Below are 16,280 nucleotides of genomic sequence, written 5' to 3'. Positions count from 1 at the left end.
CCACATTTTTAATTAAAACCAAAACATCAACCCGATATGAAGAAAATAGCATTATCCTTACTGATAGCTCTGAGCAGCATCTCAGCCAAAGCTACAGACGGCAAGTCGCTGTTTGTATCATTCAACGATGGTAGCAAGATAGAGTTTGCACTGAGCACTCTACCAGAAGTAACCTTCGGAAATGATAAGATGACTGTAAAATCTACAGCTACTACTGCCTGTTACGAACTATGGAAGGTTTCCACCTTCACTTATGGCACAACGACAGGCATCAAGCAGGTAGAAACCAACAACAAGTTTGCCTTCGAAGGTGACCGTATCATCGTGGATGGTACCAACAACAAGATAAATGCCTTCGCACTGGATGGAAAAGCCATCAAACTCTCTCCTACAACTGCAGAAGGTAAGACCATCATCAATCTCAATGCATTGACACATGGCGTTTACATCATCAAGATTAATAACAAATCCATAAAAGTAGCTAGACAATGAAAAAGATATTACTCTCACTCATCACGATTCTGATGCCGCTGGCGCTCCTGGCACAGGAGGCAGGCGATAACTTCACCATCAAGACAACTGATGGAAAAACTACTGAATGGAGCCTTGCCGGTGGAAATAAGAATGGAGATATATCCATCATCAAACATAATGGAAACAAACTGGAGTTATACGCCAAAGGCTATGAGAACACAGGCGCCTGGCAGACATACAATCTCGATAAAATAGAAAACATTACATTTTCAGTCTTTCATAAAGGAGACTATAAGGAAGAAAGTGCTGTGAATGCAGTGAAGAACATGGGCATCGGTACCAACTTCGGCAACTGCACAGATGCGGTTGCCATGTGGCTGAACATGGGCAGCAACTCGGTTACTGATTTCGAGAAAGCTTGGGGACAGGAGCCAACGACCAAACCGATGGTAGATTTCCTGAAGAAGAACGGTTTTAATTCTGTCCGCATCCCCGTTACCTGGTTCCAGCACATGAAGGAAGACGGAACCGTGGATGAAGCCTGGATGAACAGAATACAGGAAATCGTAAATTACGTCATTGATAACGGTATGTACTGCATCCTGAATGTTCACCATGATACAGGTGCAGACGATGAGAAAGTAAAGCACTGGATCAAGGCTGATGAAGCCAACTATAAGGAGAACAAAGAGAAGTTTGAATATCTCTGGACCCAGATTGCCACCCGTTTCAAGAACTACGACCAGCACCTGGTGTTCGAAGGTTACAACGAGATGCTTGATGCCGACAACACCTGGAATGCACCAAAGAGCGCAAGCAGCTATAAGGGTTTGAATGAATATGCCCAGAGTTTCGTGAATGCAGTACGTGCTACCGGTGGCAACAACGAGACCCGCAACCTCATCATCAATACCTATGCTGCAGCTAATGGTGACGACGTATTGAACAACCTCGTCATCCCTACCGACAAGGTGGTTGGTCATATCGCAGTAGAAGTTCACACCTATGCTCCATGGGATTGGTTTGCCCAGAAAGGCAAGTGGGATGCTTCCTGCAGCAATGAAATCAAGAATATGTTCACCCGCCTGAACAATAAGTTCATCAGCAAGGGCATTCCTTGCATCATCGGCGAATACGGTACTCACGGAAGCAAGAGTGTCAGCAAAACCAGTTCTGCCAGCGAGATTCAGGCTGCTGCCGACCAGGCTGCCGACATCGTGAAGCAGGCAAAGGCATACGGCGTAGCCACTTTCTACTGGATGAGCATCTTCACTGAGAAAGACAGAACTGTTCCTCAGTGGACACTCCCTACAGTAGTGGAAGCCATGAAAAAGGCTTATAATGAATAACAAATTATGAGAATCAAATATATTATATTGATGTTCGCGGCCCTCCTGGCTTTCTCTTCATGCGGTGAGAAGAAAAAGAAATCGTATGACGAGATTGCCATGAGCGGTCTCACAACCCGCACAGAGAATCTGAAAACCAACATCAAGGCGTATGCCAACAAAGGTACGCTGATAGGCCAGATGTATGGAACCTTAACCGGAATAGGCTGGAACCGCTGGCAATGTGACAGCGACCGATGCGACTTGAAAACTCTCTGCGGTTACAGACCGGCAGCAAATGGATATGAGTTGGCTGGTATTGAAAATGGAAAATCACAGAACATAGACGGCGTTCCGTTCAAGGCTATCAGGGAAGATGTGCTGAAACACTTCCGTAAGGGAGGCTTACTCATCATGAACTGGACAATGCCTGATTATAACGGCAATGATGATATGCTGGAGGAATATACCAAACAGGTTGCCAAATATCTTGATACACTGCAAGATGGTTATGGTATCAAAGCACCTGTAGTACTCAATCTTCTTCCTATAGACGGTAAGACATGGTACTGTAAACTCAGCAAAGACGACTATATCAGTCTTTACAAGAAGATACAGGATCTCTTGGATGACGAGGATGTAACGAATGTAGTTTATAGTTATTCTGAAACCTACCAGCCGGGCAAGAATCTGATGGATCGCTATCCGGACAACAAGATTGATGTGATCAACGTGACATATCTGCAAAGCAAAAATGCCATCGACCTCCCACTCTACCAGAAGAGCATCAAGGAGATTGTGAAGCAGGCTCTGCCTTTTGCCCAAGACCACAACAATGCCTTCGGACTGACAACAGGAGTAGAATCTATTGGTGATTCCAGTATTTTTTCAGAGACATTGCTTACAGTACTCAAGCAGCATCACTTAGCTTACCTGATGTTTGGCAGAAACCAGGGAGAACCGATTGAGGAGCATTACTATACTCCATATCCAGGTGTATCGAACAAGAAGACTCATGGTTTCATGGAAATGATAAATGATGAAGTTTGTGTTTTCCTGGAAAAGCTAAACGGACTATATCTTGAACATTAAACAATGTTCGAAACGGATAAAATCAAAAAGAGAGGGCATTCACATACCCTCTCTTTTCTTTTCAACAAACTAAAAATATAACTCTATACTATTTCTGAACATACTTTTTACCATTCTTGATTACAACACCCTTATAAGATGCATTAACCTGCTGACCAACGAGGTTGTAAACCGGAGCATTAGTGTTTTCCTTTGGAGCTACAACAGTGCCAGAGATGCCAGTAGGAACTGCCTTAGTATAAAGATTTGCACCTGCAACTGTCAAGCACTCACCCTTAACTACCAAACCAAACTCTTTAGCTGCAGCAACAATCTTATCATCAAATACAACTACCGCCTCTGATACATCAAAGACATCTATAGTAGTGGACACAGACGGCCAGTTCTCACCAGCTGAAGCCAACTGAATCTGACCACGACGAGTCCAAGACTCGCCCTCCTTATTCACCTCTTTAAAATCCTTAATAGCTATATGCAATTCATCACCTGCTTGTACATTTGCAAAGTTCTCCTTTGCCAAAACAACACCATTTTCCCAAACACCTAAAGCTGTCTCTTCTACATTTATAACAGTTTTGTTTGAAGGTAAATCAGTTTTCTGACGATACAACATAACCGTAGCAGAAACAGGGAACTTTGCACCCTGATAATACCACTGAGGGCTTTCGGTTGAATTGATTTTTTCAATATCAGCTGCCGACAAAGTCTGAACAAAGAACATTGGGATATTCCAACCACTGAGCTGAAGTTTACCCATATTATACTGGAAATTACCTTCATTTCTAATTGCATCCTCGGCTGTAGTCGTAACTACTACGACATCACCAGCTTTAGCTAACTTAAAATTAGCACTTGGAATTGTGACTCCACTCCAAGCAGCCGTTGTTGACTTACCTGCAGAAGACAAATCCAATGTCATAAAATCACTAGCAGGCAAAACTGATATTTTAGAAACAGTTATTTTCTTGCCAAGTACTGCAGGCCAAGAGCCACTCTTCTGCTGAACCGCACCACCGAGTTTAAAGCCTTTGCCTGTTATCTGTGCCAAAATTTCCTTTGTAACTGGTATCGTGACAACTGAGTTTGGAGCAGGATTAAATGTACTTCCATAATACATATCACTGCTATCTGCTTTTTTAAACTGCAAAACATTCTGTTCACCAGAACCTGCCTCGGCATCTGTAACAGTCAACTTCAAGAAGTCATTCACTGCGACATCAGAAGCCTCAAGAATAATAGCTTCAGTTTCTGCCCATTTTAGACCATCTTCACCTTGAGTTGCCTCAATGGTTATTGGAGTCGTAACTAAATCTTTCTCAACTGCACTAACGCTAAGACTTGCACATGCTGCAAACACTAGAGTAAATAACTTTTTCATAAGCTTTATATATTTTATAGGTTTAAATATTGTTTTTAGAATCAACACGTTTATTGGTTCTTTTCGGTGGCAAATATACGACAAAAGTAGCGAAATACATGATATTATCTTGCTCATTATCAATACTATTCTTTCTACATGCCATTTTTTTAGAATTTGATGCAATTTATATAAACTGAGCCCACTTTAAAAAGTAAGGCCTGTTTAAAATGTTTATATTTCACGAAAATAATCTCTGCTTTATGCTGTTATCTGGAATATTTTTCGTATCTTTACACCATCAATTAAAAGAATGACTATGTTTAAAAAGACAGATCCGAATCCTCAGTTAGATATATTCACGGCTCCCTCAATGCAGTTAGGAAGTCGTGCTTCAAAGAAGTATTCTGACCCCAACGCATGGCATAACCAGTTCTATATCCTCGTGACAACCAAGATTGATGAGGAGATATTCAAGCCTTTGTTCCCTGAAGGCAAGAAGAGCGGCCGCCCAAATGCTTCCATCCGCATACTCGTGGCTATGTCTGTCTTGAAGGAGGGATTCGGTTGCAGCGACGAGGATCTGTTTGAGAAGTGCGAGTTTGACCTTCTTACCAGAAAGGCTCTCGGCATGGAACTTCTGACTGATGTAACCCCATCAATAGATACCTATTATCTGTTTCGCCGCCGCATCTGCGAATATCAGGAAAGAACTGGCATTGACCTGATGCAGCTCTGCTTCGAGCAGCTTGCTGGCAAGCATGTACACCTTCTCAAGATATCAGGCAAATGCGTCCGTATGGACAGTAAGCTTATCGGTAGCAATATCGCTCGCCAGTCTCGCTATGAACTGATACATACAACTCTGGTCAAGTTCCTCAAGACATGCACGCTTACCCATCTCTCCCCAGAGCAGGAAGAGCGGGCAAAGGAATACTTGAAAGAGGATTCCTCCAAGACAGTTTACCGCTCTGACTCTGATACGCTTCAGAGCAATCTTGCCAGAATTGGTAATTTCATCATGGAGATGCTGGCAGTTTTTCCTGCTACTTCTCCTGCACATGATCTTCTTCTGCGTCTGTTTGAAGAACAGTATGTCGTAATGGACGGAAAGGCTGTACTTCGAGACAAGAAGGAGGTAAAGGCAGACAGTCTTCAGAATCCTAACGATCCTGATGCAACCTATCGTGCCAAGAACGACCAGAAGGTGCAAGGCTATGTGACCAACATCACAGAGACTGTAGAGGAAGGCAAGCCTAACATCATCACTTCCGTTCAGGTTGAAACTGCAGTATTTGCAGACTGCCATTTCCTTCAGGAGGCTGTGGAAAACAGTGAACGTGTCACGGATTCTACGATTGAAGACCTGTATGCAGATGGTGCCTATCAAAGTCCAGACAATCGAGAGTTTGCAAAGAACCACAATGCCATGCAGCTCAAGACTGGCAAGATGCAAGGTGGATGCAGATGGGAACTGATACCACATGACGAGGATGGTCTGACCGTCAGGGAGATTGCTACTGGCAACACCTATGAGGCCGTCAAAGCCGTCACAAAGCAGGGCTCCAGAAAACGTTGGAGAATCCCATGGAACAACAAAACCGGTTGGCGTTACTTTGAAGACAAAGACATTAAAGCCTATCAGCTAAGGAAGCAGATAGAAAGCCTTCCTTTGGAGGAGCAGCATAAACGGAATAACGTTGAAGCAGCCATGTTCCAATACAGTTTTCATACACGTAATGGCAAGACCCGATACAGGGGCTTGCTCAAACATCGTATGCATGCATATAGCAGATGTATGTGGATGAACCTCCGAAGGATGGTAATATTCCAGATTTCAACATTTCAAAGATCGATATTTGCCCTTTTCGGGCCTATCAGAGAAGCTTTCGGCTCTTTCAAAGCGATTTCTCGACAGATATTCACCAGCGGAGCCGATTGCTATGTTTCACTCAGAATGACCACACTGGTCAGACTGGATTCAAAATATGCTCCTTTTTAAAGTGGGCTCATAAACTAAACTTTCGCATGTGATTTAAGTACGGGCTGAAGGCCGTTTCTGTGTTGGTCTCATGTTTGCCTTCAACTCTGCCTTCTTCCATACTTCCGGGAAAAGTTGCTGAAAAAGTTTTATGGTTGCATGCAAGCACATGAAGAAGAATACTCAAGTGGTTCAGTCAGCTAACTCAAGTGGTTCAATCAAGCAACTCAAGTAGTTCAGTTAGCGAGTTCAGACGTCTCTGTTAGCTGATGCAGACGTCTCGATAAGCTTACAGATACGTCTCCGTTAGCCTACGCAGTCATATTCGTAACCCGATGCAGTCATATTCGTAACCCGATGCAGCCATATTCGTAACCCGACGCAGCCATATTCGTAACCCGATGCAGCCATATTCGTTACCCGACGCAGCCATATTTATAACCCGATGCAGCCATATTTATAACCCGATGCAGCCGTATTCGTGAATAAGTTTTATGTAATCATCTATCATCCATCACGATTTGTACTCCTAAGCTTCTTAACATACTAATATACAGACGTTTAAACAGTGTGATAGATACTTCGAAAACGGAAATATCCATCACGCTATCCATCACGATTTGGGGTTATCCCTCACAATATTCTCACTACATATTACCAGATACTGCATATCATTGTTGAAACACTTGCGATAGTTCAAATGAGGCTCACTTGAATCTGGACAGGATGTATCCGAAATTACATCGCGACGTATCTGGCGCTGCGTCGTGACGCATCTGTTATCACGTCGGGACGTACCAGATGCTACGTCGGGACGCAATTTCGGGAACAGCATTGGAGATTATACGGGAAAAACAGCATCAAAAACAATAGGCATTGAACCGAAAAAACGCCTTTTTGCTCAATGCCTCCTGCCTTTTGCCTCAAAAACACCGCTAAAAATCACCAAAAACACCTAAGTATCGCTATTTTTATGGCAATATATGGCAGATTATGGCAATTAAAAAGCTATTGCAATATCGGTATCAACTAACAATCAGGCTGTTACCAGCTTATATGGCAATATGGCAATTCTTTTACGAAAAAAAATCCTACAGAAGTCTTTCACCACAAGAAAACAAGTTAGAAATAGCATAAAGAGGATTGACTAATATCTTCTTCCCTTTTGGGCTGACAAACTCCCCAAAGTTCTCCAAAGAACAGCGAATGGCATACTTAATATGCTCTTTTTCCATAAAAACATAAAGACTCGCCATCGAACCTCGTAAACCAGACTTCACTTCCATCGGAACAATGTCAATGCCACGAGACAAGACATAATCAACCTCCGAAACGGTTCCACGAGTCAAGTTTTGCCAATAGTATAAGTCATGGCGCTCATTAGGCGACATATACTTTAGTAATTCCAATCCTGCCACCATCTCCGTCAAACTACCCTTATCAACTAAGTCTGCAGCATTGTCAACCAATAGTTCTTTCACTATAGAATTAGTAGAGTCTCCTATTCCTAACAGATTGAGGAGAAAGCCATGATCTATCAGATTATACTTCACAAACTTCGGATTAATCTCTGCACCAAGCGGAATGCCATTTGCCGCAGTATGCCATACAGGTATAATGATACCAGCATCTCTAAGCATCTCCAAAGCATTCTTGACTTGCGCAGTCGTATATCCCCCTTCCACTTGGCTAAACACGAATTTACTCCCCACTTGATGAGCCACACTAAACAATGTTTGACGCAGCAAAACAGGATTGACCTTGGCTTTATATTTCACGAAATCATCTATATAAGTTTGCTTCAACTCACTAAGCACAGAGTCTACTTCCAAATAACTATTCGTATCAACGTACTTACCACAGCAGCAGGCATACCACCTATAAGCAAGAATGAACGAAACCTCTCCACTAATCGCTCATAGAAGACATTCATCAATGGCTTTTGAGAGGTTGCATTCCGTTTCATACTTACCAATCCATCATCACCTAAAGCATAAAGGAATTCATCAAAAGACATCGGATATACAAACATCGAGCGGATACGCCCTACTCCATAAGCACCTAAATCCTTCAATGCAAATTCCAATAGCGATCCAGCCGCCACTACATGAAGTTCAGGATAATCTTCCTTGAAAAACCACAAGCTATGGATGGCATTAGGGCATGCCTGTATCTCATCTAAGAACAACAAGGTTTTGCCAGGAATAACGGGAACTTTGAAATATGCCGACAATTGCTCCGAAATAAACTTCACGTTTAAATCGCCATCAAAGAATTCCTTGACAGTCTTATCACGCTCAAAGTTCACTTCCAAGAAATAAGGAAAGGACTCTCCCAAGTGTCTAATGGCACTTGACTTACCTACCTGCCTTGCTCCTCTCACAAGCAATGGTTTATGCTCTACAGAACTTTTCCACGCTTCAAACTCTTTATCTATTTGTCTTTTCAGATACTTCATATCTCTATATTATTGATTTTCAATGCAAAGATAATGCAAACGAGCGCAATGAAAGCTTGCTTTCTGATTGCCGAGTGCAGCTTATCTCATGCAAAGATAGCACTTTTATCTGAATAAAAGCCAATCAATTAAGCTTTTTTATAAAAAAGTCAGAGGTTATTTGATGCTAAATTATAAAAAAGTCAGAGGTTTTTTGATGTTAAATTATAAAAAAGTCAGAGCCTTAGCTGTAGCAGGCAACGAAAAAAGCCAGAAAAAAGAGGGTGCACCATGAACTGATGGCACACCCTCCTAAAACAACTAACAATTTCACTAAACTTATAACTTACCAATCTTCTTCATTCTGTCTACCTGCGTCTTTACTACATCCAATGTAGATTTATCAGTAGAAAAAACGGAGTTCAGACCTTGCGCTTCCTGAGCAGGATCACCGGTGTAGTCATCACCTACCTGCCACTGCTCATGCTTAGGATTGGCAAAGCCGCCCCATCCCCAGAAGTTGCAACCGGCAAAGTAACCGCCAGATGCAGCATTGTCGCCAACAAGACTGAACACATACTTATAATATCCATCACGTGCTTCTGTTGTAGAAGAAGTTGAAAAAGAGAAACCATCACGAGGATAGCCGAACTCCTCCATCACCAATGGCTTCCTGATACGTCCGCATTCCTCAAGATGCTCATCAATATACTCCTTGGTGTTCTTGCAGGAGATTCCCAAATCTTCCTGCAAATGGTCTTTTCTCGCCCAACTCCAGTTGTATGGCCAAAGATGAATGTTGCAATAATCTACATTCTTGTCGGCACAGATCCGCTCCCAGCAGTTCAGTTCACCTTCACATCCCCATTTACCTTCGCTACCGATAGAAATCAGATGATTCTTATCGAGCGAACGGATCAGCTTGCCCGCTTCACCCAGCCACTTTTCGAAAGCAGGCAACTGCTCTTTGCTGAAAGCTCGAGGCTCGTTACCTATCTGCCATGACATGATAGCCGGGTCGTCCTTATACTTTTTCTTTGTATATCTGTTGGTTCTCGTAAGTATGAATTTCACATAATCATAGAATAGCTGATGCGCCTTTTCGCAGGATGCATATTTGGCGACGAAGTTCATGAAGGCAGGATATCCATCTTCGTTAGGACGGGGAGCCTGGCCCAAACCAGCCTGCTCCAGGTAATAGCCATAACCGCCACTCCATTCCCAGGAATTGTTCAGATAGAGCACGGCCAGCATCTTGCGTTTGCCCATCTCCATCAGCAGATAGTCGAGACCGGCAAGAATCGTATCATTATAAACGCCCGGAGCTTCCTGCAGCGTCGGCTCAACCTTGGTCTTCACTCCTCGCTTTCCATCAGAGCCCACCAGGATGCGGAGGTTGTCAAAGCCCATCTCCTTCATCTTATCGAGTTCCTTGCAGAGACGCTCACGGTTGCCGCCCTGTCCTTCTGAACCGAGGATGGCACCATACCAGAAATTGGTACCTACATAATAATAAGGTTTACCGTCGCGAACGAAATGTCCGTCCTTTACCTGCACAAAATTTGACTTCGCAGAGATATTGCATGTAGCCAATGCCATCATCAAAAAAACAAATATCTTCTTCATTTATTTATTAAGTTTACAGTTTAAAGATTCATTTTCGGCTGCAAAGATACTAAATAAGGGCAAGAAAGCATGATACTTTTTTGCCCTTTCTACATATAAATCAAAACTATGCTTATTTATTATTGCTTTTTCTCTATTTTTCTAAGGTTTCGGATAGATTCTCAGGTAATCTTCCATCCCTTCGGCTGCTCCCTGCATCACACCTTTAAATATATAGGAGTCGGAAACTACCTGCTTCTTTCTGTCGAAGATGGTCATGTGGGGAAGAGGCTGCACATTGATATCCCAGACGTATGGGATAAGTCCTGCCTTCATCATTTCGGCAGTCACAGCACCATACCATGCCATCATACTCTCATTATGCTTCTCCTGATTACCACCGAAGAGAGAGGCATCCTTACGGTTGGCACCATATTCACCGATGACTACTGGATAGCCCAGATCTACAAACTTCTGTTTCATCTTCATCACCTGATTGGTGATATGCTGGTAGGCATCCACATTCTTATTATTATACCAGATGGTGTTTACGGTTCGTCCCTGATCATCGGCAGGAGCATGTCCTTTCCAATAAAGAGCCACCTTGCCCCAATCGGCATCCTTGTCCATCAGGGTAAATATATAAGGATCGTAGAAATGAACCTCTGCCATCAGACGGTTCTTCACCTTATCCTTCAGACGGGTGATGTCGTAAGAATCCTTGGCTGCCAAATCAATCTCGGTCTTTGGAGTCTGTACGATGAGCACACGGCTGGAATTATTACCACCGGTAGCACGGACGGCATCGATAAACACCTGTTCGTATGCCAGGAGACGATCGGCAAACTCCTTACTATCAGGAGCCAGCATGTCGCCTTGAACCTGCGGACTGGCGCCTCCCACTCCCGGTTCGTTGAGGGCAGCAAAGAGAACCCGCTGGTCATACGTCTTGAATTCCTTTGCTATATTCGTCCACAGCTTGCGGAACATCTCCTTATATTCTGTCACATTCGCACCACTGGTAAAGGCATCATGCTCCATCCATCCACCATCCCAGTGTTCGTTGATGATGACACAGAGACCGGCATTGAGACCATAGTTTACGATTTCCTTGATTCGTTTCATCCAGACAGGATCTATGGTCATATTCTCCTTATCCGTAAGATGCCCAGCCACCCAGGATGTAGGGATGCGAAGACTGTTGAATCCCTGCTGTTTCAAACTCCGGATATAGCTCTCAGTAGTCTTATCATTCTGCCATGAAGTTTCTGACTTCAGTCCTGCCTGATTGGTAAAGACATCATTCCAGTCGCACGCCTCCATCGTATTACCCAGGTTGACTCCTGGAGCCATATAGTGAGCCAGTTCGGTAGCCGTGAGTTTCATTTTCGAGATACGACCATCCATTGATTTAACCTGTGCGCCAGCCCAAGCGAAATGAGCAGCAGCCAATATAATCATAACTATCTTCTTCATATATCAATCTAACGTATTATCGGGTTTTGAAGTTATCATGTTGCAAAGATAGCGAAAAAACAGTAGCGTGAATGTATACTTTTGATAAAAGGATAGGTATATTATGTTAGGATGTACGATATTTGCACAAAAAAAGGACGCACATCAGAGAAAGAATCCCCTGATATGCGCCCACACCTACTTTATATCAAACCTAAAGACTTAATATCTCGTTTTTTATTTAGCAGGCCACTTTGCTGCTGCAACTCCGGCTGTAATACTCTCAAGCATATTAGTATTGCTAACACTTGCACCAGCACGGTTGAAGATGGTCATGCTAGGAAGACCACCATTGGTATCCCATGCCATTGGCACACAACCATTATTGATAGCACTAGTTACAACAGCCTTGTAATAGTCCTTAACTGATGCATCATGAACAGCATCCTTACCGATGGCCAAACGCTGGTTGGCACCAAACTCACCAATCAACACTGGATAACCCTTGTCGAAGAAGTTGGTCTTCATCTTCTTCATCTGAGCCTCTACATAATCCTCGTTATATTTAGCATCAGCTGTACGACCAGCCTCAGAACCATTGGTATTGTTCTTGCCCCAATAGAGATAGTACTTGCCCCAATCCTTGTCTTCACTCAAATCAGTAAACTGATATGGATCATAGAAGTGAACCTCTACCATCAATCGGTCGGTAGCAGAATCATGGATCTTAGACATGTAGTTGTTGGCTACGAATTTATCGATATCGGTATTAGGACCCTGAACTATCAGAACTCTCTTGGCATTGTTGCCACCAGTTGCACGAACCGCCTCGATGAAAGTCTGCTCATATTCAGCAATACGGTTACTCATATCAGCCACACCAATGATATCACCTTCACCTGCTCCTACACCTGGCTCATTCATGCCGGCAAAGAGAAGATGCTCATCATATGTCTTGAAATTATCGGCAATCTGAGTCCATATTTTAGTGAGCTGAGCCTTGGTAGTCTTGATGTCTGCATTGGCTGTCATACCATTGTGCTCTATCCATCCACCATCCCAATGCTGGTTGATGATAACATAGAGACCATCCTTGATACAGTAATCAACCACCTCTTTTACTCGCTTCATCCAAGCAGGGTCGATGGTGCATTTTTCAGCATCAGTAATATGTCCCATCACCCAAGAACAAGGAATACGGACACTCTTGAAACCAGCAGCCTTCACTGCATCAATCAAAGCCTGAGTGGTCTTGGCATTCTGCCAGACTGTCTCTGTTTCGATACCAGCATTCTTCCAGAGATTCTTGCTGTCGCCACCTTCCAGGGTGTTACCGAGGTTCCAACCTGGATACATCAACTGAGCCACCTCCATGGCAGTCTTGTTCATATCAGCTGGTGGTACATCAGGAGTAACAACAGCCCCCTTCTTGGCACGGGTAATCGTAACATCCTTACGGCTATAGCCCTGAATGATACGGACGGTAGCAGTAGTTACTTCATCTTCCTGAGAAGCGGCTACGGTTACATCGAAATTGTATGTGCCGGCAGCCTGATCCTTATAAGCAACAGAGCACCAGTCGGCACCTTCTATCACGGAAGCTGTAGGCTGAGCATCTGCCTGAACATTGATGGTCTGCACTCCGCCAGTACCGTCAAATGAAAGCTCTGGGTTGAGAACCTTGAAGCTAGGCTCATCATAATCATCGTCTTCGTAAGAGCAAGCCGAGAAAGCCAATCCGCAGACTATGCCCAAGAGCAACAAATATAGATATTTGAATTTCTTCATTTTCTTTTCATTTTAGAGAGAACCCGATATGTTCTGAAAACTATCGGATTCTCTGTATTATTATTTATCAACCATTACCATTGTGGGACAGCGAAAAGACTGTGAACTGTAAACTTAGCGCGCATAGACTTATTAAAGCCCAGCTCTCGCATCAAATCACCATCCTTGACACCAAATGCACAATTATCCTTTGTAGCAGCATAGCAATTAAACAATTCCAAACGATACTTAGGATTTTCATTGGCGTCAACCACCTTAGACTTATCGTAAGAAACGGCCTTACCGTCAAGATAGAACTCATCCAAAGTACTGTGTGTGCCTGGGAAGAAACCATAAAGGTCAGCAATCTCAACGAATGTCATGATAGTACCACCTTCAAAGCCCGAACCTTCATAAGTCATATCGAACTGATTGTTCTCGAGAGAGTATTGTCCCTTGTCACTCTTAACAACTTTCAAAGTAGAGCCATCGTTATATCCAAACAACTGAGCTTCACCTTCACCCCAGCCACGAACGGCATTGAATGTAGGAGTGTAGACACCAGTACCATCACTTGTGTTGGAAACAACGGTAAAGGTTACCTCGAAAGTATGGTTGAATGCAAGCGCAGTCTCATTCTTTGTCTCGCCTCCATCCTTATGGAATGGAGTATCCTTCAAACCGTCCCAGCTGTCATTATGACCACATCCCCAGATGTTAGCCATTTCTACACGGTAGTTGCCATTGCCTTCCAGGTCGCCATAGAAGAACTTGTTGGCATCAAACTTCACGTCGTTACCATCAGCCTTGATTGCATCGATGCGAACCAGTGCCTTAGGATAAGCAGCAGAGTATCCCTCCAATTCGAGGAGATAAACCTTACCGTTGGTACGAGGATACTGGGTATTGAAGGTTACGGTGTAAGTCTTCAAGCCTGCAGCGCCACCCAATACATTAACGGTAGCAGAATTCCAGGCATCAGGTGTATTCTCATCATCACCACCGTAGCAGGTAAGCTTAGCAGTAAAGCCATTCTTCAACTCGCCTGGTACATAGTTGATACTCATATACTGATTATCGTTTGCACGAGTAACAGCCAACTGCATGGTCTCATCAGTCAAAGACAAGATGCGGATATCCATATCCTTGGTCTCCTTCACATTACCGATATAGTTAGCAGGTATCAAAGGAGCAATGCTCAACTTCACGGTCTTGTTTTTCTCATCAATGGTATAGGTTCCCTCGGTATCCTGGAATGTTCCCTCAGCACCATCGGCACCAGCCACATACTGATGAACCTTAACGGTACCATCCTCATTGAAGGTCATAGTACCCTGGCAGTTCTTGGCATCACCACCTACTGTCCAAGAGTTGCTTGCGAAATCAGCAGCCCAGCACCCAACATTACCTACAACAGGCTGATTATTAGTAATGGTAGCCCAACTGTCGTCCTTACCAAGGAAGTAAACAGGACCATCAAACTTATAGTGAGAACCATCCAGACGGAGGTCGATTTCCCAAGTCTGACCAATCAGCTTAGCCTTGTCAAACTTCACATTCTTTGCTACAGAAACCGGACGGATAGCCAATGCCTGATAAACAGGAGTGGTAGTACGGCGTGCAGCATTCTGGTCGAAGTTGTATGCCATGGCAAATCTGTTGTCTGTGGCATTGATTGAACCAGAGAGATAGTAACCGTTCAAACCCTCGCCGGAAACATTGCCCTGAGTACGGGTACCGGCTGCAGGCAAGAAGATAGAGTTACCATTAGGACCGGTAAACTTGTAACCAGCTACATGATTCTCGGTATCCTCTACCCATTCTTTCTTACACTCTGTGAAAAGTTCCTCAAACTCATCGATGGTTGGCATGGTAACCCATGAACCATATACCTTATTGGCTACATCACGGTCGGTCTTGTAAATATCAGCAGAAGCATAATCGTCCAGATTGATAGATGTCTGGAAACCGGTCATATCACCAAATCCGAAGAGACCACCCAGCTGCTTCTCATCAGTAGCACCTACATTATACTTAGCCCACTTGGTAGAAAGGCCCAAGTCAACGAGGTCAGTATCAGGATTGAAATCAGCTGGAGCAGTAGTGAAGGTACGGTCTTCACCATATACAGTACCATTTCCGAGGTCGAGATAGGCAGTATAGTGGTAAGTTGTATTAGGCAACAGACCCTCTGCCTTGATTTCGTAATTGTCGTTGATGCCGGCAGCCACGATGCGAACACCGGCACGCACCTTCTCAGAGCCCTCGACACCAGAGATTACGATACCGCTGGTAGCCTCCTGAGGAGCCTTCTCCAACTTACCGGTCAGGATAACAGAGTTGGCTGTCAAATCCTTCGGTTCGCCGGTAATAGCCTTGGCATCGGTCATGATGGCACTCTGCACAGAACCCTTGTAGGTTACCCTACCCTGCAAGGTAACATAAGCCTGATAGTAAACCACATCACCTGGCATACCGGAAACCGTAGCTTGGAACTCATTGCTTCCAGAAGCAGCTACCTTCTCACTCAAGTTATCTTCGCTCTTACCATAGTAGAAGCCTAATGCATAGGCACTGGCATTCTGCTCTTCGAGTCCCTTTACCGTGCCATGGAATGTAGCGGATGTCACGGTCACATCAGCAGAACCTGTGGTCACCGACTCATCGGTGAGCAGTGGAGTATTGCTGATAGAATAATCATCATCGCTACAGCCTGTCATGAAGATACCCATGACAAAGGCCATAATTCCGTATAATATTTTATTCTTCATAAGTTTGCGCTAT

General features: G+C 43.8%; 11 protein-coding genes. 4 read left to right on the top strand and 7 right to left on the bottom strand.

The features are described 5' to 3' along the window. Positions 1–36: 36 nt before the first annotated feature. Genes NQ544_RS02235 through NQ544_RS02225 form a run of 3 tightly spaced genes read left to right on the top strand, consistent with a single transcriptional unit; the run spans position 37 to position 2,894 of the window. Positions 37–492 (top strand): T9SS type A sorting domain-containing protein, encoded by a 456-nt coding sequence (locus NQ544_RS02235; RefSeq protein ID WP_006846368.1) that lies wholly within the window; start codon positions 37–39, stop codon positions 490–492. Further along, positions 489–1,823: a glycoside hydrolase family 5 protein gene (locus NQ544_RS02230; protein WP_006846369.1), complete on the top strand. Its 1,335-nt coding sequence runs from the start codon at positions 489–491 to the stop codon at positions 1,821–1,823. Before NQ544_RS02235 ends, NQ544_RS02230 begins: the two co-directional genes overlap by 4 nt. A 6-nt stretch (positions 1,824–1,829) precedes the next feature. Then, positions 1,830–2,894 (top strand): hypothetical protein, encoded by a 1,065-nt coding sequence (locus NQ544_RS02225; protein ID WP_006846370.1) that lies wholly within the window; start codon positions 1,830–1,832, stop codon positions 2,892–2,894. Positions 2,895–2,982: 88 nt separating this feature from the next. Here NQ544_RS02225 and NQ544_RS02220 read toward each other — a convergent pair whose 3' ends face one another. Then, the gene (locus NQ544_RS02220) at positions 2,983–4,272 is read right to left on the bottom strand and encodes a hypothetical protein (protein WP_153134049.1); all 1,290 of its coding nucleotides are present in this window, start codon (positions 4,270–4,272) and stop codon (positions 2,983–2,985) included. Positions 4,273–4,564: 292 nt separating this feature from the next. Here NQ544_RS02220 and NQ544_RS02215 point away from each other — a divergent pair, with 292 nt between their 5' ends. Then, positions 4,565–6,253, top strand: a complete 1,689-nt coding sequence (locus NQ544_RS02215; RefSeq protein ID WP_228023607.1) for a transposase — start codon at positions 4,565–4,567, stop codon at positions 6,251–6,253. Between the two features lie 1,070 nt (positions 6,254–7,323). Here the strand turns inward: NQ544_RS02215 and NQ544_RS02210 are convergent. From NQ544_RS02210 to NQ544_RS02185, 6 genes are all read right to left on the bottom strand, one after another. After that, positions 7,324–8,064 (bottom strand): DUF8612 domain-containing protein, encoded by a 741-nt coding sequence (locus NQ544_RS02210; protein WP_006846374.1) that lies wholly within the window; start codon positions 8,062–8,064, stop codon positions 7,324–7,326. Continuing rightward, positions 8,055–8,690 carry an ATP-binding protein gene (locus NQ544_RS02205; RefSeq protein WP_006846375.1) on the bottom strand — a complete coding sequence of 212 codons (636 nt, stop codon included), beginning with the start codon at positions 8,688–8,690 and terminating at the stop codon, positions 8,055–8,057. Before NQ544_RS02205 ends, NQ544_RS02210 begins: the two co-directional genes overlap by 10 nt. A 318-nt stretch (positions 8,691–9,008) precedes the next feature. Beyond that, on the bottom strand, positions 9,009–10,295 hold the full coding sequence (locus tag NQ544_RS02200) for a glycoside hydrolase 5 family protein (protein WP_006846376.1): 1,287 nt from the start codon (positions 10,293–10,295) through the stop codon (positions 9,009–9,011). A gap of 141 nt (positions 10,296–10,436) precedes the next feature. Beyond that, positions 10,437–11,750 carry a glycoside hydrolase family 5 protein gene (locus NQ544_RS02195; protein ID WP_006846377.1) on the bottom strand — a complete coding sequence of 438 codons (1,314 nt, stop codon included), beginning with the start codon at positions 11,748–11,750 and terminating at the stop codon, positions 10,437–10,439. A gap of 216 nt (positions 11,751–11,966) precedes the next feature. Next, a complete protein-coding gene (locus NQ544_RS02190) occupies positions 11,967–13,517 on the bottom strand; it encodes a cellulase family glycosylhydrolase (protein ID WP_006846378.1) in 1,551 nt (516 codons plus the stop codon). A gap of 74 nt (positions 13,518–13,591) precedes the next feature. After that, positions 13,592–16,267 (bottom strand): hypothetical protein, encoded by a 2,676-nt coding sequence (locus NQ544_RS02185; protein WP_006846379.1) that lies wholly within the window; start codon positions 16,265–16,267, stop codon positions 13,592–13,594. Positions 16,268–16,280 lie beyond the last annotated feature (13 nt).

Source organism: Segatella copri DSM 18205, assembly GCF_025151535.1.
GTDB classification, from domain to species: domain Bacteria; phylum Bacteroidota; class Bacteroidia; order Bacteroidales; family Bacteroidaceae; genus Prevotella; species Prevotella copri.
This window is presented reverse-complemented; position numbering and strand designations above follow the sequence as displayed.

Excerpts from the sequence above, each read along its gene's own strand:
- NQ544_RS02190 (WP_006846378.1), bottom strand. The coding sequence starts at position 13,517 with ATGAAGAAATTCAAATATCTATATTTGTTGCTCTTGGGCATAGTCTGC.
- NQ544_RS02225 (WP_006846370.1), top strand. The coding sequence starts at position 1,830 with ATGAGAATCAAATATATTATATTGATGTTCGCGGCCCTCCTGGCTTTC.
- NQ544_RS02205 (WP_006846375.1), bottom strand. The coding sequence starts at position 8,690 with ATGAAGTATCTGAAAAGACAAATAGATAAAGAGTTTGAAGCGTGGAAA.
- NQ544_RS02195 (WP_006846377.1), bottom strand. The coding sequence starts at position 11,750 with ATGAAGAAGATAGTTATGATTATATTGGCTGCTGCTCATTTCGCTTGG.
- NQ544_RS02215 (WP_228023607.1), top strand. The coding sequence starts at position 4,565 with ATGACTATGTTTAAAAAGACAGATCCGAATCCTCAGTTAGATATATTC.
- NQ544_RS02235 (WP_006846368.1), top strand. The coding sequence starts at position 37 with ATGAAGAAAATAGCATTATCCTTACTGATAGCTCTGAGCAGCATCTCA.
- NQ544_RS02220 (WP_153134049.1), bottom strand. The coding sequence starts at position 4,272 with ATGAAAAAGTTATTTACTCTAGTGTTTGCAGCATGTGCAAGTCTTAGC.
- NQ544_RS02200 (WP_006846376.1), bottom strand. The coding sequence starts at position 10,295 with ATGAAGAAGATATTTGTTTTTTTGATGATGGCATTGGCTACATGCAAT.
- NQ544_RS02230 (WP_006846369.1), top strand. The coding sequence starts at position 489 with ATGAAAAAGATATTACTCTCACTCATCACGATTCTGATGCCGCTGGCG.
- NQ544_RS02185 (WP_006846379.1), bottom strand. The coding sequence starts at position 16,267 with ATGAAGAATAAAATATTATACGGAATTATGGCCTTTGTCATGGGTATC.